Source organism: Blautia liquoris (genome assembly GCF_015159595.1).
In the GTDB taxonomy this organism is placed as follows: domain Bacteria; phylum Bacillota; class Clostridia; order Lachnospirales; family Lachnospiraceae; genus Novisyntrophococcus; species Novisyntrophococcus liquoris.
Genome location: NZ_CP063304.1, coordinates 3,056,043 through 3,074,345 on the forward strand (window position 1 = coordinate 3,056,043; position 18,303 = coordinate 3,074,345).

An 18,303-nucleotide genomic window follows, 5' to 3' on the forward strand; every position below is an offset into this window, starting at 1 on the left:
ATGATAAACTTCATCAAGTGTCGAGGTCAAGCCCTCGACCGATTAGTAACAGTCAGCTCCATACATTGCTGTACTTCCACCTCTGCCCTATCTACCTCGTCGTCTTCAAGGGGTCTTACTTCTTTCGAATGGGATATCTCATCTTGAGGTGAGCTTCACGCTTAGATGCCTTCAGCGTTTCTCTCTTCCCGGCTTGGCTACCCTGCCCTGAGCCTGGCGGCTCAACAGGTACACCAGCGGCCGGTCCATCCCGGTCCTCTCGTACTAAGGACAGCTCCTCTCAAATATCCTACGCCCACGCCGGATAGGGACCGAACTGTCTCACGACGTTCTGAACCCAGCTCGCGTACCGCTTTAATGGGCGAACAGCCCAACCCTTGGGACCTACTACAGCCCCAGGATGCGATGAGCCGACATCGAGGTGCCAAACCACTCCGTCGATGTGAACTCTTGGGAGTGATAAGCCTGTTATCCCCAGGGTAGCTTTTATCCGTTGAGCGATGGCAATCCCACTTTCATACCACCGGATCACTAAGTCCTACTTTCGTATCTGCTCCACCCGTCGGTGTCGCAGTTAAGCTCCCTTCTGCCTTTGCACTCTTTGAATGGTTTCCAACCATCCTGAGGGAACCTTTGAGCGCCTCCGATACTCTTTCGGAGGCGACCGCCCCAGTCAAACTCCCCGTCTGGCATTGTCCCATGTCCGGTTCACGGACTCTGGTTAGAAATCCACTACTGCAAGGGCGGTATCCCAACAGCGGCTCCAAAGATACTTGCGTACCTTCTTCTTAGCCTCCCGCCTATCCTGTACATGCAGTACCGGGTCCCAGTACCAAACTGGAGTAAAGCTCCATGGGGTCTTTCCGTCCTGGCGCGGGTAACCAGCATCTTCACTGGTACTTCAATTTCACCGGATGCATTGTTGAGACAGCGCTCAAATCATTACGCCTTTCGTGCGGGTCGGAACTTACCCGACAAGGAATTTCGCTACCTTAGGACCGTTATAGTTACGGCCGCCGTTTACTGGGGCTTAAATTCAAAGCTTTGAGCCGTAGCTCTGACCTCTCCTCTTAACCTTCCAGCACCGGGCAGGCGTCAGCCCATATACTTCACCTTTCGGTTTCGCATAGACCTGTGTTTTTGCTAAACAGTTGCTTGAGCCTTTTCTCTGCGGCCTGACTTTCGCCAGGCACCCCTTCTCCCGAAGTTACGGGGCCATTTTGCCGAGTTCCTTAACAATGCTTCTTCCGTCGGCCTTAGGATTCTCTCCTCATCTACCTGTGTCGGTTTACGGTACGGGTACAATAAAAACAATAGCGGCTTTTCTTGATCCATGGCTCACACGCTTCCCTACTTTACTTCGGTCCGCTTCACGTCTTTGGATTGTACTGCGGTTTTACCTGCAGCACTCCTCCTTCGCTTGCACGCGGCTTTCCATTCCGCGCCCGTGCTCTCCACACATGTCCCCACAGTTCTGTTTTACTGCAGTGCAGGAATCTCCACCTGCTTTCCATCGACTACGGCTTTCGCCCTCGCCTTAGGTCCCGACTTACCCAGAGAAGATCAGCTTTACTCTGGAAACCTTGGATATTCGGCCGAGAGGATTCTCACCTCTCTCTCGCTACTCATTCCGGCATTCTCTCTTCTCAGATCTCCACGGCCCCTTCCGGTACCGCTTCTTCGTTCTGACAATGCTCCTCTACCAATGATCTTACAATCATTCCTGAGCTTCGGTGTCGTGTTTTAGCCCCGGACATTTTCGGCGCAGAACCTCTCGACCAGTGAGCTGTTACGCACTCTTTTAATGTATGGCTGCTTCTGAGCCAACATCCTGGTTGTCTTTGAAATCCCACATCCTTTTCCACTTAACACGCACTTTGGGACCTTAGCTGCAGATCTGGGCTGTTTCCCTTTTGACCATCCAACTTATCTCGTATGGTCTGACTCCCAGACATCGGTATCACGGCATTCGCAGTTTGATATCCTTTGGTAAGCTTTGACGCCCCCTTGGGAATTCAGTGCTCTACCTCCGTGTATCTTGTCTGAGGCTAGCCCTAAAGCTATTTCGAGGAGAACCAGCTATCTCCGGGTTCGATTGGAATTTCTCCCCTACCCACACCTCATCGCCACCCTTTTCAACGGATGTGCGTTCGGTCCTCCACGGCCTTTTACGGCAGCTTCAACCTGGACATGGGTAGATCACCCGGTTTCGGGTCTGCGTGTTCCGACTTTCGCCCTCTTAAGACTTGGTTTCCCTTCGGCTCCACACCTGACAGTGCTTAACCTTGCCGGCACCCGCAACTCGCCGGACCGTTCTACAAAAAGTACGCGGTTGATGGCTGTGGACTCACCTATTCTCATGCTGCAATGCGGTCGCTACGGCTTCGAGTACAAGGAAACTCACGCAGACGTAGTTGTCTACGTCGAGTAAGTTGACGATGTAATCGCTGTCGTAACGGCTGCAGAGCTCATGAAGATAGGTGAACCCACAGGCACATCTTCCACAGCTTGTAAACACAGGGTTTCAGGTTCTCTTTCACTCCCCTCCCGGGGTCCTTTTCACCTTTCCTTCACAGTACTATGCGCTATCGGTCACTGAGGAGTATTTAGCCTTGGGGGGTGGTCCCCCCGTCTTCCCACAAGGTTTCTCGTGTCTCGTGGTACTCTGGATCCTGCCGGTCTTTCCTTCTTTTCGCCTACGGGTCTTTCACCCTCTTTGGATGGCTTTCCCAAAACCATTCGGCTAAGTTAGAAAGTACCTCCTGCAGTCCAAAACCCCATGGTGCACGCACCATGGTTTGGGCTCTTTCCCGTTCGCTCGCCGCTACTTGGAAAATCGAGTTTTCTTTCTTCTCCTCGGGGTACTTAGATGTTTCAGTTCCCCCGGTTCCCTTCCCTACGTTATGAATTGGCGTAGGAATGCATGAGGTCTGCTCATGCGGGTTTCCCCATTCGGATATCTCCGGATCTCAGGCTGTGTGCGCCTCCCCGAAGCTTTTCGCAGCTTGCCGCGTCCTTCTTAGGCTCTCAGTGCCAAGGCATCCACCCTGCGCTCTTAATGCTTGACCTTTGTTGGTCCACCTCCCCGCTAGCGTGCGGTTCGGTTTTGTGTTTACTGATTCTGTATTGGAATCCATGTCTGACTCTCATCTTCCATGGACTTCGACTTTCTTTAAAAGCATCGATTCTTTCGAATCTATCTGGTTTCGATAACATCATGTATTCTCATACACAATGCCTCGGATGTCTTTTCTCTATCTTGCGTTTTTCACGCTTGGATATAGATATAATCTGTATGCGGTTTTCAAGGTACGTATCTGACTGAATCTTTATCAGTCATCAGGAAACAAAACAAAGAAACGAAAAACCTTGCAAGGCTCTCTCCTCTTTCGTTTTACCTTCTGATCACTGGTAAAAACCAGCTCTAACAGCACTTCCCTGCTGATAAAGGTTAGCACACTTCTTTGGGTGCCTGTTCTATTCTCATCAAGTGCTTCACCTACACTTTGTATTAGGTGCTGGCAGCCACCTGCTCTCCCACACCGTTACCAGTGTAGTACCATCGGCCGCTTAAGGCTTAACCTTCGTGTTCGGGATGGGTACGGGTGTTTCCCCTAAACGCATCGCCGCCAGCAGTTAGTTATTCAGTTTTGAGACTGACAAGCTGTAAAAGTTTCGTTTCTGTTACTTTTACACTTGATAACTAAACAGTAAAACACATCCGGTTACTCATCCGTTTCCTTAGAAAGGAGGTGATCCAGCCGCACCTTCCGATACGGCTACCTTGTTACGACTTCACCCCAGTTACCAGCTCCACCTTCGACTGCTCCGTCCTCCGTAGAGGTTCGGTCACAGGCTTCGGGCATTTCCGGCTCCCATGGTGTGACGGGCGGTGTGTACAAGACCCGGGAACGTATTCACCGCGGCATTCTGATCCGCGATTACTAGCGATTCCAGCTTCATGTAGTCGAGTTGCAGACTACAATCCGAACTGAGACGTTATTTTTGGGGTTCGCTTCCGGTCTCCCGTTCGCTTCCCTCTGTTTCCGCCATTGTAGCACGTGTGTAGCCCAAATCATAAGGGGCATGATGATTTGACGTCATCCCCGCCTTCCTCCAGGTTATCCCTGGCAGTCTCATCAGAGTGCCCAGCTCTACCTGCTGGCTACTGACAATAAGGGTTGCGCTCGTTGCGGGACTTAACCCAACATCTCACGACACGAGCTGACGACAACCATGCACCACCTGTCTCCTCTGTCCCGAAGGAAAGGTACCATTACGTACCGGTCAGAGGGATGTCAAGATTTGGTAAGGTTCTTCGCGTTGCTTCGAATTAAACCACATGCTCCACCGCTTGTGCGGGTCCCCGTCAATTCCTTTGAGTTTTATTCTTGCGAACGTACTCCCCAGGTGGAATGCTTAATGCGTTTGCGGCGGCACCGAAAAGCTGTGCTTCCCGACACCTAGCATTCATCGTTTACGGCGTGGACTACCAGGGTATCTAATCCTGTTTGCTACCCACGCTTTCGAGCCTCAACGTCAGTTACCGTCCAGTAAGCCGCCTTCGCCACTGGTGTTCTTCCTAATATCTACGCATTTCACCGCTACACTAGGAATTCCGCTTACCCCTCCGGTACTCAAGATCTGCAGTTTCCAAAGCAGTCCCAGGGTTGAGCCCTGGAATTTCACTTCAGACTTGCCGGTCCGTCTACGCTCCCTTTACACCCAGTAAATCCGGATAACGCTTGCCCCCTACGTATTACCGCGGCTGCTGGCACGTAGTTAGCCGGGGCTTCTTAGTCAGGTACCGTCATTTTCTTCCCTGCTGATAGAGCTTTACATACCGAAATACTTCTTCACTCACGCGGCGTCGCTGCATCAGGCTTTCGCCCATTGTGCAAGATTCCCCACTGCTGCCTCCCGTAGGAGTCTGGGCCGTGTCTCAGTCCCAATGTGGCCGGTCGCCCTCTCAGGCCGGCTATGGATCGTTGCCTTGGTAGGCCTTTGCCCTGCCAACTAGCTAATCCAACGCGGGTCCATCTCATACCACCGGAGTTTTTCACACGGCATCATGCGATGCTGTGCGCTTATGCGGTATTAGCAGCTGTTTCCAACTGTTATCCCCCGGTACGAGGCAGGTTCCCCACGCGTTACTCACCCGTCCGCCGCTGTCTATTCCTTCCTCTGTCCGAAGACTTTGGAAAGAATTTCTCGCTCGACTTGCATGTGTTAAGCACGCCGCCAGCGTTCATCCTGAGCCAGGATCAAACTCTCTGATCAATATGATCATCCGCTGATTTCTCAGTTGATGCAAAGTTCGTTCCAGGTCAAAATCAACTACTAGCTAATTTATCCCTTTTACTGTTTTTTAAGGATCTTTCGATCGTTCATTGTTAATTCTCAAATGGACTTTCGAGGATGTGTTTTACTGTTTAATTATCAAGGTTCCTGTTCGTTCCTGTTTTTGCAGCAACTTGATTATCTTATCACGCTGTATCTGCTTTGTCAAGAACTTTTTCTTTCTTTTTATCTCAATATGAGATGTTTTGCTGTGCAGCTTGTTTCGTCGACAGCTTGATTATCTTATCACATATTAGTATCTTTTGTCAACACTTTTTTATGATAATCTTGGATCTAATTTCTGCCCACTGATAATCAACGGAGAAGGAGGGATTTGAACCCTCGCGCCGCTATTAACGACCTACTCCCTTTCCAGGGGAGCCCCTTCAGCCAGCTTGGGTACTTCTCCACTTGCCTGAATTATATACATTCATTCAATTCGTATCCACTATATGATATCCAACGCTTACACTTGACCATTGAAAACCATATCGTGAAAACGGAGAGGGTGGGATTCGAACCCACGCGCCCTTTCGGACAAACGGTTTTCAAGACCGCCTCGTTATGACCGCTTCGATACCTCTCCATATGCAATTCACCCTCATGAACCTACATGTTTTCCTATAAGAATCACTGAATCGCGCATTGGATATCATATCATCAGCAGTGTAAAATGTCAATAACTTTTTTTCTGTTTTTTAACATTTTTCCAATTGTTGGGCAAAAATCTCTGCTATTTCGAGATCTTCCGCTGTTGTGATCTTAATGTTTTTGTAATTCCCTTCATATGTGAAGACCGGATAATTATCCATCTTCTCCACTACGGTTGCATCATCTGTAATTCCAGTCTTATCTTGTGTCTGCAGCCTGTCATAAGCACTGCGGATCACCTCATAGCGAAATATCTGAGGCGTCTGTACAATCCAGACCTCATCACGATTCGGCGTTTCCCTCACCAGACCATTGCGGTCTGTCAGTTTGATTGTATCTTTCGATGGAACAGCGGCCACACATGCTCCGGTACTTATCACCTTTTCATAGCCTCGCAAAAGAATCTCCTCTGTCAGGAATGGGCGAGCCCCATCATGAATAAACACATAATCCGGTTCATTGCAAAGCTTGAGCCCTTCATAAACAGAATCATATCTTTCGGAACCACCTGCTATGATATGTGTCACCTTTGTAAAACCACATTGTGCTGAAAAATGTTTTTCGCAGTAAGGGAGCATTTCCTGCGCCGTCACCAAAATCACCTCATTGATCAGAACGCAATTCTGGAAACATTCCAGTGAATAGTATAACACAGGTTTGTCCAGAATATTCATAAACTGTTTGGGGATTTTGCTTTCCATACGGGTCCCCTTTCCCGCAGCGAGAAGTATCGCCGTACATTTATCCCTTTTCATGCAAATTCTCTACCCCTCTTTTCAGATACTCTTCGACGACCGCAGTTCCAACATGCCTTTTGTTTTCATGATGGCTGCCTCCCTTTATCATGTGCGCCAAAGCTTTTCAGCGCTCACCGAGTTTTAAGTTCGGCACGGCATTTAGATCAAGATCGCTTCTCGTCCCTTTTTGATATTCATAATATGCTGCAACTCCAATCATAGCCGCATTGTCGGTACAAAATATTGGTGACGGATGATAAAACGTAATAGTTTCACGCTGACATGCCTCTTTCATGGCCGCTCTCAGATGTCGGTTCGAGGCTACTCCCCCTGCAATAGCGAGCTTATCAACATGAAAGTCTCTCGCACCGCGGATTGCAGTGTCCACCAGCACATCTGTCACTGCTTTCTGAAAAGAAGCTGCGACATCCGCTCTGTTTACCGGCTCATCTTTCATCTTACACTGATTCAGGTAATTCAAGACTGCCGATTTCAAACCACTAAAACTGAAATCATAAGGAGCCCCCTCTACCTTTGCCCGTGGAAATGCAATTGCATCCGGATTTCCCTCCTCTGACAGCTTATCTATCTTCGGACCGCCGGGATATCCTAGTCCTATCGCTCTGGCCACTTTGTCGAATGCTTCTCCTGCTGCATCGTCTCGTGTTCTTCCAAGGATTTCAAATTCACCATAGTCTTTGACAATCACCAGATGGGTATGCCCTCCAGATATGATTTCACACATAAAAGGTGGCTCTAGTTCGGGATATTCAATATAATTGGCGCTGACATGCCCTTCTATATGATGCACACCGATCAACGGCAGATGTTTTGCATAGGCAATCGCCTTAGCCTCAGACACCCCGACCAGCAATGCTCCGACAAGTCCCGGTCCGTAAGTTACGCCGATCGCATCAATATCATCCAACGTGACATTTGCATCGGAAAGTGCCTGTTTTATGACCTGATTAATCCTTTCAATATGCTTTCTGGAAGCAATCTCCGGTACAACGCCCCCATATAACGTATGCAGTTCTATCTGAGATGAAATCACATTCGACAATATGATTCTTCCATTTTTCACGACAGAAGCTGCCGTTTCGTCACAAGAACTCTCTATTCCCAGTATCAAGATATCTTTTTCACTCATTTTCAATTTTGCCCTCTTCAAATAACAACTCCACGGATCTGCCATCTTTTGCTGTATATGTCTCCGGAAAGATTTCACGTGCGCTGTCCAGATATTGATCTGGATGGGCAAGTGAGGGGCTATAGTGAGTCAGCCACATCTGACGGACGTCGGCTTCTTTTGCAAGGCTTGCAGCCTCCCTGAAAGTCATGTGCTTATATTCTTTCGCCTTGACATCTTTATCTGGCTCTCCATACATTCCCTCACAGATAAACAAATCTGAACCGGCAGCATGTTCCGAAATAACGGGAACTGGTCTGGTATCTGTACAGTAAGTTACTTTGATCCCTTTTCTTACGTCACCAAGTACCATATCGGGTGTGTAAGTCAGACCGTCACTCTCTATCGTCTCTCCCTTTTGAAGACAATTCCAGTACTTCACAGGTATATTCTGAGCCTGTGCCCTCTTTACATCGAACTTTCCGCTGCGTGGAATCTCAATCGTATAACCGTAACATATAACACTGTGGTTCACCCGATAAGCTGTGATATGGTATCCATCAATCTCGAACTTTTGCTCACGCTCTGCAATCTCGATACATCGAATCGGAAATGGCAGTTCCGGACAAATGACACGAAGTGCTGACACAACTCTGTTGAGTCCCTTTGGTCCAATCAGTGTCAGAGTTTCCGTCCTTTCGGCATTTCCCATCGTCAGCAGAAGTCCCGGCAGGCCACTGATATGATCCGCATGGTAGTGGGTAAAACATATCACATCAATCGGTTTGAATGTCCATCCTTTTTCTTTAATTGCTATCTGCGTTCCCTCGCCGCAGTCAATCAGTAAATTACTTCCATTATATCTGGTCATCAGAGAGGTCAGCCATCTGTTTGGCAGGGGCATCATCCCTCCGGTTCCCAATAAACATACATCTAACATCAATACTCCTTACTCAATCTTCTGTTCTATCTGATTACGTATTTCCTGCATTCTGTAATCCAGACTGCTTGTAATTTCGGCACAGTTTTTTAGTTCCCTGGAAATACTGTCATAATTCTCGACATCTTTCTTATATGCAAGTTTATGTTCAAGGCTTGCCCAGAAATCCATTGCAATTGTCCGAAACTGAACTTCTACCTTCATCATCTTTTTCCCTTCTGTAAAGAATACGGGCACTTCCAAAATCAAGTGCAGACTGCGATATCCATTTGGTTTGGGATTTTGGATATAGTCCTTTCTCTTAATAATGCGGATATCATCCTGCTTTTCAATCATTTGGGCCACATTATAGATATCCTCCGGAAAAGAGCAGATCACACGGATTCCGGCTATATCTGTAAGGTTTTCCTCTATATTCTCCAAGGTCAGTTCCAACCCTTTTCGTTTCATCTTTTCTACAATTGCAAAAGGCGTCTTTATACGGCTCTTAATTGTCTCTATTGGATTTCTCTGGAAGTTATTTTTAAATTCTTCATTTAAGACCCGGATCTTTGTCTCCACTTCCATAGATGCACAGTGATATTGTAACATCATCTTACGAAATGGTTCCATCTTCTCCATGATTTTTTCAGGGTTCTCTGCCTTCAGCACTTCATTAATCGTTTCTTCTGAACTCATGTATTAGCTCTTCCTCTCTCGGGTTCACGATCTGCATATATATTTCTCTGCAGTTTTTACTTTATCTTATCCGGCCTGGCAATGCAAGTCTTTTTATAATGCATTATAAAAAAGAATGCCCGGTTTTAAGAGAGCATCCTTTTTTTGTCATTATAAAATTTACAAAATCGAAGCGACGGGATTCGAACCCACGACCTCTGCGTCCCGAACTTTAAATTTTGCTCTTTGTAACTTTTCGTATTTTTCAAAAACGTTGATTTTAAGCCATTTTCAGGCATTTTACTTTTTCTAATTTCCGTAGCTTAATCTATCTTTTTATAACTTTGTTAGTCAAATGTTAGTCAGATCATCAACACCCATACAGGTATCCTGAATTGAAATACCCCGTAAAATGCAACTGCCTCAGGAATGTTTTATAAGCTGATTATTTTTTCTGTTTATGTGATGTTTCTTTCACTAAATCACAATCCGTTAAATAATTTTTTGCAAATAAAAAACTTATTTTTTTGTCTTCATCTTGTACATCGTATAATAGGATTCCAGTATTGGTTTCAGTATTAATCTTCTGAACACTTAGCTTTTTGAAATTCTTATCAAACTTACTTTCGTAAATATTACCTCCCATGTAGGACTCGCCTAAATTCTCTTTATCGCAGCTGTAGTACAATGAATACGTTTCGTCCCCATTCCAAAAGAAGCTTGCCGGCTCATGGTCACAGTCAGGATTTTCAAGTACCCTTCCTGTTTCCCAGTCTTTGTAATCGTCACTTTCTGAACGTGCTATTACTATGGAAGAACCCCCCTTATCAACTATCTCTTTTTCGTATACCAAGCCAAGTCCATTATCAAGTCTTATTAAATCAACATCTTCTATATTATACTGTTCGGACACAATATCAGATATGTATTCTATATTTATTAAATCAGATGTTTTATATAATTTTACGGTATATTGACCATTCTCTTGATTCACGTCGGAATTATTTATGTTCCCTATAATTTCTGTTGCAGTAAAATAATATTCCTCACCTATTTTAATAATGGCAGGGTCAATGCTCAAATTATCCGATTTCCAAAGAATATTGTTTTGAATAAGATTATACTGTTTATTGAACTGTGCTATACCTATCTCATTTTCAAAATTACCATAGATAACGACATTATCTTCCGTACATACATCAACCCAATTTGACTGAATTCCGTAATCGTTCTTAAAAAGGGTTCCATCTTCATTGTAAATACTCATTTCGCCACCAACACTGGTTATTATTTTGTCATTAAAAAACTTAGCATCTCCGTTATGTAGTTTATCTATATTAAATACAATATTTGTGCTAACGTCTTTGAGGGTATCTCCTGTGCACCCATTGCCTACTATTGAGAACAAAATGCCTACCACAATTCCAAGTGCTACCTTTCCTTTCATCCTTAGCGACTCCTTTACAAACTAATATATGTTTCAATTATCTTAGCTTATTATACTCGAAATTGCAACGGCAAAATTTTCTGTTATAGACCCCCTTGGGTTATCCCGAGGGGCTATTAACTTAAGCGATCAAACTCATGAACGTATTGACGTCCGCAATACCGTCTACAGTAAGTCCATGGTCTGCCTGGTACCTTCGCACTGCTGCGTCACATCCGCCACCGAAGCTGCCGTCCACACCATTAGGATCATATCCACGTAGCATAAGTAATATCTGTAGGGCTCTTACCATCTCCTGCGACTCCCCGATCCGGACAGTATGACCGCTCAGCGCTGCATCCGTTTTGGCTCCCGGGATACCGTCTACCTTAAGCCCGGCAGCGTAATCCATGTTAGCTGCCTGCTGGAGCACCATAACGCCGCCTCTGACCGTCGCAGCCCCCCGGATTCCATCCTCTTTTAGTCCTGCATTGCAGAAGTTATTGCAGTGTATCTGCCCGTCTCTGACAATTGGATTGTTTGTTGCAGGGACTGACTGCGCCGCTTGTGCTGGCTGTACAGCCTGCGCCTTATCCGGTACAACGTACTGTGTGGCCATCCAACCAACACCGATACCGGCAATATTGACGTGTGTCCAGCTACCAGAGGTCTGACCATCAACCTCAAACCGCTGCCCCGAATTAAGGCTGCCTACAACCGCGCCGTTGGGCTCCCTGCGTACACGCACACTATTTCCACCACATGTCGCGGTACCTGTGGCCTTCCATGCGCTTGCCTCTGCTGGATGCGGTGTCGGTGCGGACTGCTGTCCGCTGATCTGTGCCTTAAAATCTTGCCATGTATGCTTAGTATGATTATATACATATGGATTCGGGCATATCTTACCAGTTACATCGTAATGTCGGATAACATGATCTGCTGGCACTCCATACTTAGCCATAAGCTCCCGTGTCAATTGGATAGCGCTTGCAACTGTGGCATCCTCAAAATACCAATCTCGGCTTGTATCAGCCATGCTGCCCTTATTACGGACGCACAGTTCAATGCCGATGCTGTTAGCATTGCGACACTCCGGATGCTTATAAGACTTGGCTCCACAATGCCATGCGATATCCTTATCCTCAACGGACTGCCAGATTTCGCCGCCAAATCCTGCGTAATAGTGAGCAGATGCACCGACATACTGGCTTGCGTAATACTGGCAATTAGCCTTAGCGCCACCTGTAGCGCCTACATAATGAATAACGATGTACTTAATGCGTCCTGTGTTATTTGCTGACGTAAGATTGATTTTGGTTAACAGTTTATTTATTTTCATGGTCTACCTCCATTAAAATAGAGGGCTTATTCGCCCTCTGTGATTTCTGGCACCTCCGGGATGCCTGCCGTACTGGTCAATAGGGATAATACTCCGGCCAGTAGAGATGCGGACGCTACATAACGCCAATCTACTTCTCCCAGTGCTGCAGCCGCCCCGATGCTGGCGATTGCCGCCTGTGCCATCGTCTTAACCGCCCTTACTCCTGCTTTTTGTAACCATTCCTTTATATCCCTGTTCTTCATTGTTGGTAGCCTTCCTTTCTGACTGGCAGCGTCTGTATCTCCTGCCACATTCGTGTCGCCATACCATTACCCCCCAGCGTATGATAAGCCTCGTACATTTCGCAATAGTTTTGGTAGACGTAGGAGGGGATGTATCCAAGGCTCGTATACTTATCATGGTACTCAATTAACTGCACCCTTAAGAGGAGCATGGTACCCGTAGAGTTTGCGTCTCTGTCTCGTTTTTGTTGCTTTAACAGCCATACAATATACCCTAATAAAATAGGTAGGGCAATAAAATAAGACTGTGATATAATATCTTTCACATTTTCATATCTCTCTTTCTTTGCAGTAAAATAGCCCAGCCGGTTAGGACTGGACTAATGCTTTAAGTTTACTCTGGACTGTATCTACAATTGTTTGGGCGTCTAAATCCGACGCATCTAGCACAACACGCCCGTTTACATAATCATCATTGTTATTGCTCATGTCAAAACTTATACGATAGTCCTTAAGTTCTCCATCGTCATCATACTCAAACATGATATCCTGTATTTTTAACATACTTTTCCATCTCCCCTTCCCTTAAAAATATTCCAAGAATCCAGTTATTGGATTCCCGGGCGTAACATTGGTAACCTTGGCTACTACCCCCGCACTCGTTAGCTGTATTTTTTCGATGCTGCCGGTGGCTGTCCACGGAGAAATTGTATACATACCATCATTTTGTGGTAAAAAGTCTCCTGTAAGTTTTGCTATATCACCTGTACCATTGAGCACAAAATAGTTAAATCGCAACATTCTACGCCCCATATACCGTCTTGCATATATCTTACCATCGGTTCCTTTCAGCTTCGGAAATTCAACCCATCCGGTGTCGTATAACATTTCATCCGACAGATTAAGCCATTTATTGTATCTGTTAGTGTACATCATAAATGAGCCCGCGGACAACTCGATACCGGCAACCTGTTTCCCCTTACTATCTTCCAGATACATGCTATAGTACAATGGAGATAGTATCCAATAGCCTTTCTGCCCGGACGCTACATTTGTAAAGTCGTTTCTAACGAGTGCGTTGGAAATCGTAACCTGACCTTTAAGATGCTCGCCTTCATAGGTTGTATCATATGGATTAATTACAGAGCCAAGGGTAGATGAAATCGCACTCAAATTCTGGACATTCAAATTACTAACATCCAAGAACCAAATTATCCATTTACTACCATCCCAGCGCTTTATAGGGGCACCGGAGGCTGTCTGCCAGAGCTGTCCAACATAGGGGTTGGTCGGTGCAGTGTCGGATATGATAATTCCGCTATCCCCAGTATCACCTTTTTCCCCTGCGCTTCCGGTATCGCCTTTCACTCCTTGCTTAGATTTGATAACTGCAAGGATTTTTTGGACAGTAACGCCTTGATATACCGCCTTAAACATGGCGGTTCCGTAATCAGTTCTGTTCGGCATACTGGATACCGTATAGGCTCCGGTACTGCTGTTGATGGATGCCGTCACACCTGTTGCAGATACAAGGTTATATGCGACACCACTTGTTACCTCTTCGGTGCCGTCAAATAGTTTAAACATGCCTGTTGCTCCAGCATAGCTTGTTACCGCTCCGGATGCGTTTGCCGGCAGTATGATCGGGCTTAAAGATAATTCTCCAGTTATAGCATTTTCTCCCGGTGTGCCATCTTTACCGGGATTTCCGGTATCTCCTTTTTCGCCTTTGGGTCCTTGTAACCCGTCCAGACCATCTTGACCGTCCTTGCCTACATACTTGCTCCACGTATACGCACTCGCATCTGTCGGAGCCACTGGGCTGTCTGTCGTAGCAATCCCGATGTAAGGCTGTACGTAGTCTTCGGGATAGTCTTCGGGGGCAGGTGTCCAGGGAGTGGGAGTTAATCCTTTTTCAAGCTTGAGATTAGCAGTTTTTAAAACCGCTACTTTCCCGCTCTCTACGGAACCATTATTATCAATTCTTATATAGCCTGTATAGTCATTTGCCCAAGTGGTAAATGCCATCGATATTCTTACCCATTTGTTGCGTTCCGGCACATAACCGCTTAGGGGAATCCTTATATTTACATATTCACCCCCTGATTTGGGGTCAGCTTCTGTATCAGATAACCAAAAGAAATCTATGTTTTTCACGTTCTCATTTATATAAACATCACACGAAAATGTATAATTAGTAGACTGTTCAATGCGTTTTGTTCTGCATGATCCAATAAACACTTCTCTTGTTCCACTTGTTGATACTTGTACAATTTTCCCCTTCTCGTTATCCTCCACGGATGCGGCTGGCATCACCCATCCTGTTCTATCGTCCCCTTTGCTGTTTAAAAGCAGATTTCTCCCACTCGACTCCCACAAGCTAGGCTTATCCGTCATGCCTGTGCCCTGTGCGTCCATTGTGTAGCGGATGTGGGTATAGGAGGACTTTCCATCTTCTCCTTTGATTTTAGTCCAACTATATTTCGTGGGGTCTGTACTGTCTACCTGTGTGTAATCTGTGTACTGTCCAATATAGAGTTTATCGGTGGAATCAGTTGTACTAAACCCTGTCTTTCCATCTGTGGAGTTAGCATAGGCAACATGAAAGTATGGTGTCTTGCCATCTGCACCAGCTTTACCTGGTGTCCCGTTGCTCCCGTCTGCGCCTTTGATAAGGCTCCATGAGTATTTCGTTGGGTCTGTAGAGTCTGCCTGTGTAAAATCCACATACATGCCGACATACTTGCGGTTGCTGTTGTCCACACTAAAGTCTGTCTTACCGTCTGCACTGTTTGCATATGCGATATGGGTGTAACTTGTCTTTCCGCCCAGTCCTGGTGGTCCCTGGATTCCCTGGTCTCCCTTGTCGCCTTTATCTCCCTCCACACCATCATCTACATTGGTTACTGTGGCTTCGTATTGCCCGATTGCAGTGCCTTTATCATCAAATGCCGTAAACTTGTACACCGCCTTGTCTGGCACGTCTACAGCCCTTACTGTGACGCTCTTAGCAGCTGTGAGTGCGTTGCCGTCCTTATACCACTGTATAACATATTTGTCTGTTATGTCAACTGCTCCGTCCTTGACCTGGGCTGTTAAAGTTGTGGTTCCGACACCATTTTTAAAAATAGTCCCATTGTCGGTGCTGATGTTGCAAATATATAGTTTTTTATCCGCAATTAGTTTTTGCATGGCAGCCAGCAGACCGGCATTGATTTCAGATTTTAGTTCCGCTACGTTGCTATACGTAGTTTGATTTTTAGTCGGGTCTACAAAATATTCTTCCTGTTCCGTTACCCGGGCTTCTAAAATTAACATTGGGTTATACCCATCATCCACGATGGTAAAAGTGTCACCAATGTTTGCATCGTAGTAGCCGGTTATCTCATACGTCACTTGCGGGACACAATTCTTTTTTAACTGCGCAAGCCCCTGACCGTACAAGACATTTTTGTCTTCACTGTCGTAGGTCCAGTCCATTGTAATGTATCGGTCATTACTCTTATTGACGTTTGACGGAAATCGGTCTCTCGCCAGAGGTGCCCATATAATATCATCATTTGCATTCGTGTAGTATTCCAGTCTGCCTTCGCTGTCATATTCTTTTCTTTCGATTCCAACAATGTTTGCGCCCTCCTTGCCAATAATCCGGATACCTGTATATAGGCTCGTGATATCTGATGTCTTACGTATAACGTCTATCGAGGTTCCGAATCGTAATATCTGGTCTGTACGATTGGTGCCCATACCCTGATACTTGTCGGAGTGCGCCCGATATACATTAAGTGTAATCTGCTTAAGACTGTAGTTGTCGTTTAACTCCGTCATAAATTCCAGTTCCGCGTCGAACAAAGTTGCAATACTGTACAGTCTGGCAAGTACGGTCTGACTGCCTGTCCACTCATTGGCTATGCTTTTGTTTGAAACCTCATTAATTCCCAGCGTTAGTACATGCCCTCCATCAATGTAATTGAGATACTGCGCCAAAGTCATAGCGCCATTGCTTTTATAGGCCTCCCTGGTCTCGTTGGTCAGTTCCAAAAGCAGTCCAAGGCAATCTATTGTGATGTCGGTTTCAGTACGCTCCACACTGACAATATTGCACATGTAGTCCCTGTTTTTGTACACAAAAGCTATCTTATTGCCCTCAACCAGATATTGTGTATCATCCGAATAGGTGTCCGTCTCAATTTTCATCGTGTATGCAGACCCTTGCAGGTAGGTATGTAGACTGGCTTCCCGGTAATGCATCGCTTCTGGTGCCAAGTTGTCAAAAAAAGTGTAGGCTGTCTCATCCGCACTCAATACCGCTATTCTTACATTTTCCATGTCATAACCAAGCCTCCCTTATCTCTGCTGTTACATCTGGTTCCGGCACGCTAAAATCACTATGGTAGATTTGCACCTTTGATTGACCCGGAGGTGCGAGAAAATATTGACTTCCTTTAATTTCATCATCCATGCGGAGAACTCCATCTGTATAAATTTTTCCTTCTTTTCCATCAATTTCAACTTTGCTTCCATTGGGATATCGATTCGGATTATCGTTCCATTTCTGTACATTTGTCTTCTGGAAGATCAAACTACGAAAGCACGAACCTGTCACCATATCTAGCTGATCGTATCCACCGATGTAGAGCTGAATTTTACAGCATTTTTTATCTTTCAAATCAGGGACAACGGTCGAATATCGTGTTCCGTAATAATATCCGCTCAACTTGTCCCCTTCCTTTAAAACATCACAGTTGCCTCGCGGCCAGTCAAACATGTTACTGCCGAATTGGGAGTTGACCGGCTCAAAGTACTGGTCAAAATACTTATGCTCCTGCGAACCTCCTGCTCTCATCATCACATGTGCTTTGCCACTATTTAAGTCATTCTTTCCGACCATATAGCAATAGATAAGTTTGTCATTTTCATCCAAAAAGTTAATACTCATTGTGGACACTTGCTTCACTGCACCGGTTTCGAACCAAAGGTTAAAATAGCAGTAAAAATTAGTTGCACCTATGTCCCCCTCACTGTCCGGCGGTATTTGCATACTGATCATGCCACCGTTTACCCCTGACGTCCCACCTTTATCAATTAACTGTAATATTTTTCTTCCATTATAGGTGTTCATCTTCAATTGGCCATTGGTCTTTTTTGCAGAGTTTTCCGGATGGACACTTGTATCACGCGCCCAGTTGGAAAAATCATCGGTATTAATCAGATTTTCACTTTTTTTATAAGGTGTCAGATCTACCTCCTGAATTTTTCCGGTCTGCAGTACCCCACGATCAGAGACGAACCCCAAAAAACCGTTATCGTGGTTATGCACAACGGTATAATCTATCGGCACATCTGCGGTACCCTCGTTGTTGATGGTAAGCTCTAAAATGCCGTTTGCATTTTTAGCGGCTGTAAACTGCTTTGTTGCTACACTATACTTGTGCGGATCCGGGCAATAGATTGAAAAGGTTGATGCTATATTCAGCCGGCCTTTTGGAGGGGCTTCAGACGCTGTTTTTGTGCCAATGTAATATTTGTCGGGCTCATCAGCAAAACTTATCTTCGCTTCCTTAAAATTCAGGAGCCCGTTCAGGACATTGTATCTCTGTATCAGTTCTTCCGGCGTGCTTGCCTGTAATTGATATTCTACTTCGATTACCCGGCTGTTCTGATAATAGTCCTGCATATGCAGCGTATTTCCAATTCGGTACTCGGAATATTGCATATCATAAGATTCCCTGCCGGATACCGTTACTGTTCGGTACCCGGGAATTTTATCCTCGATATAGACTCCATCAATGGACAGCGCTTCGGACGGTCTTGCAATGTCCGTATCTGTCACATTTCCGGTATCCGTAAAACTGTACAT

General features: G+C 45.7%; 11 protein-coding genes, 2 tRNA genes and 3 rRNA genes. All 16 read right to left on the bottom strand.

Features of this window, described 5'->3' with window-relative positions:
- Positions 1 to 21 precede the first annotated feature (21 nt).
- Positions 22 to 3,069, bottom strand: a 23S ribosomal RNA gene (locus INP51_RS13790).
- Positions 3,070 to 3,516: 447 nt separating this feature from the next.
- Positions 3,517 to 3,634, bottom strand: a 5S ribosomal RNA gene (gene rrf / locus INP51_RS13795).
- 111 nt (positions 3,635 to 3,745) lie between these two features.
- Positions 3,746 to 5,280 (bottom strand): 16S ribosomal RNA (locus INP51_RS13800).
- The 16S, 23S and 5S rRNA genes sit together here with 2 tRNA genes alongside, the layout of an rRNA operon.
- 379 nt (positions 5,281 to 5,659) lie before the next feature.
- Positions 5,660 to 5,749 (bottom strand) — tRNA-Ser (locus INP51_RS13805).
- A gap of 91 nt (positions 5,750 to 5,840) precedes the next feature.
- Positions 5,841 to 5,926, bottom strand: a tRNA-Ser gene (locus INP51_RS13810).
- 112 nt (positions 5,927 to 6,038) lie between these two features.
- Positions 6,039 to 6,746, bottom strand: a complete 708-nt coding sequence (gene ispD / locus INP51_RS13815) for a 2-C-methyl-D-erythritol 4-phosphate cytidylyltransferase (RefSeq protein WP_193735379.1) — start codon at positions 6,744 to 6,746, stop codon at positions 6,039 to 6,041.
- Between the two features lie 106 nt (positions 6,747 to 6,852).
- Positions 6,853 to 7,878, bottom strand: coding sequence for a tRNA (adenosine(37)-N6)-threonylcarbamoyltransferase complex transferase subunit TsaD (tsaD, locus tag INP51_RS13820; RefSeq protein WP_193735380.1), 1,026 nt, complete (start codon positions 7,876 to 7,878; stop codon positions 6,853 to 6,855).
- Positions 7,871 to 8,797: a ribonuclease Z gene (locus INP51_RS13825; RefSeq protein ID WP_193735381.1), complete on the bottom strand. Its 927-nt coding sequence runs from the start codon at positions 8,795 to 8,797 to the stop codon at positions 7,871 to 7,873. The genes tsaD and INP51_RS13825 overlap by 8 nt, the downstream gene beginning before the upstream one ends.
- Positions 8,798 to 8,806: 9 nt before the next feature.
- Positions 8,807 to 9,475 carry a GTP pyrophosphokinase gene (locus INP51_RS13830; protein ID WP_193735382.1) on the bottom strand — a complete coding sequence of 223 codons (669 nt, stop codon included), beginning with the start codon at positions 9,473 to 9,475 and terminating at the stop codon, positions 8,807 to 8,809.
- A gap of 424 nt (positions 9,476 to 9,899) precedes the next feature.
- Positions 9,900 to 10,901: a hypothetical protein gene (locus INP51_RS13835; RefSeq protein ID WP_193735383.1), complete on the bottom strand. Its 1,002-nt coding sequence runs from the start codon at positions 10,899 to 10,901 to the stop codon at positions 9,900 to 9,902.
- 121 nt (positions 10,902 to 11,022) lie between these two features.
- The gene (locus INP51_RS13840) at positions 11,023 to 12,219 is read right to left on the bottom strand and encodes an N-acetylmuramoyl-L-alanine amidase (RefSeq protein ID WP_193735384.1); all 1,197 of its coding nucleotides are present in this window, start codon (positions 12,217 to 12,219) and stop codon (positions 11,023 to 11,025) included.
- A 26-nt stretch (positions 12,220 to 12,245) separates the two neighbouring features.
- Complete coding sequence (locus INP51_RS13845) at positions 12,246 to 12,464, bottom strand: holin (RefSeq protein ID WP_193735385.1); 219 nt, start codon at positions 12,462 to 12,464, stop codon at positions 12,246 to 12,248.
- Positions 12,461 to 12,769, bottom strand: coding sequence for a hypothetical protein (locus tag INP51_RS13850; RefSeq protein ID WP_193735386.1), 309 nt, complete (start codon positions 12,767 to 12,769; stop codon positions 12,461 to 12,463). The genes INP51_RS13845 and INP51_RS13850 overlap by 4 nt, the downstream gene beginning before the upstream one ends.
- A 43-nt stretch (positions 12,770 to 12,812) precedes the next feature.
- Positions 12,813 to 13,007, bottom strand: coding sequence for a hypothetical protein (locus INP51_RS13855; RefSeq protein WP_193735387.1), 195 nt, complete (start codon positions 13,005 to 13,007; stop codon positions 12,813 to 12,815).
- Positions 13,008 to 13,028: 21 nt separating this feature from the next.
- Positions 13,029 to 16,772: a hypothetical protein gene (locus tag INP51_RS13860; RefSeq protein WP_193735388.1), complete on the bottom strand. Its 3,744-nt coding sequence runs from the start codon at positions 16,770 to 16,772 to the stop codon at positions 13,029 to 13,031.
- 1 nt (position 16,773) lies between these two features.
- Positions 16,774 to 18,303, bottom strand: coding sequence for a distal tail protein Dit (locus tag INP51_RS13865; RefSeq protein ID WP_193735389.1), 1,530 nt, complete (start codon positions 18,301 to 18,303; stop codon positions 16,774 to 16,776).

Coding starts and splice junctions, on each gene's coding strand:
- INP51_RS13865 (WP_193735389.1), bottom strand. CDS start 18,303: ATGTACAGTTTTACGGATACCGGAAATGTGACAGATACGGACATTGCA.
- INP51_RS13860 (WP_193735388.1), bottom strand. CDS start 16,772: ATGGAAAATGTAAGAATAGCGGTATTGAGTGCGGATGAGACAGCCTAC.
- INP51_RS13825 (WP_193735381.1), bottom strand. CDS start 8,797: ATGTTAGATGTATGTTTATTGGGAACCGGAGGGATGATGCCCCTGCCA.
- ispD (WP_193735379.1), bottom strand. CDS start 6,746: ATGAAAAGGGATAAATGTACGGCGATACTTCTCGCTGCGGGAAAGGGG.
- INP51_RS13845 (WP_193735385.1), bottom strand. CDS start 12,464: ATGAAGAACAGGGATATAAAGGAATGGTTACAAAAAGCAGGAGTAAGG.
- INP51_RS13835 (WP_193735383.1), bottom strand. CDS start 10,901: ATGAAAGGAAAGGTAGCACTTGGAATTGTGGTAGGCATTTTGTTCTCA.
- tsaD (WP_193735380.1), bottom strand. CDS start 7,878: ATGAGTGAAAAAGATATCTTGATACTGGGAATAGAGAGTTCTTGTGAC.
- INP51_RS13855 (WP_193735387.1), bottom strand. CDS start 13,007: ATGTTAAAAATACAGGATATCATGTTTGAGTATGATGACGATGGAGAA.
- INP51_RS13840 (WP_193735384.1), bottom strand. CDS start 12,219: ATGAAAATAAATAAACTGTTAACCAAAATCAATCTTACGTCAGCAAAT.
- INP51_RS13830 (WP_193735382.1), bottom strand. CDS start 9,475: ATGAGTTCAGAAGAAACGATTAATGAAGTGCTGAAGGCAGAGAACCCT.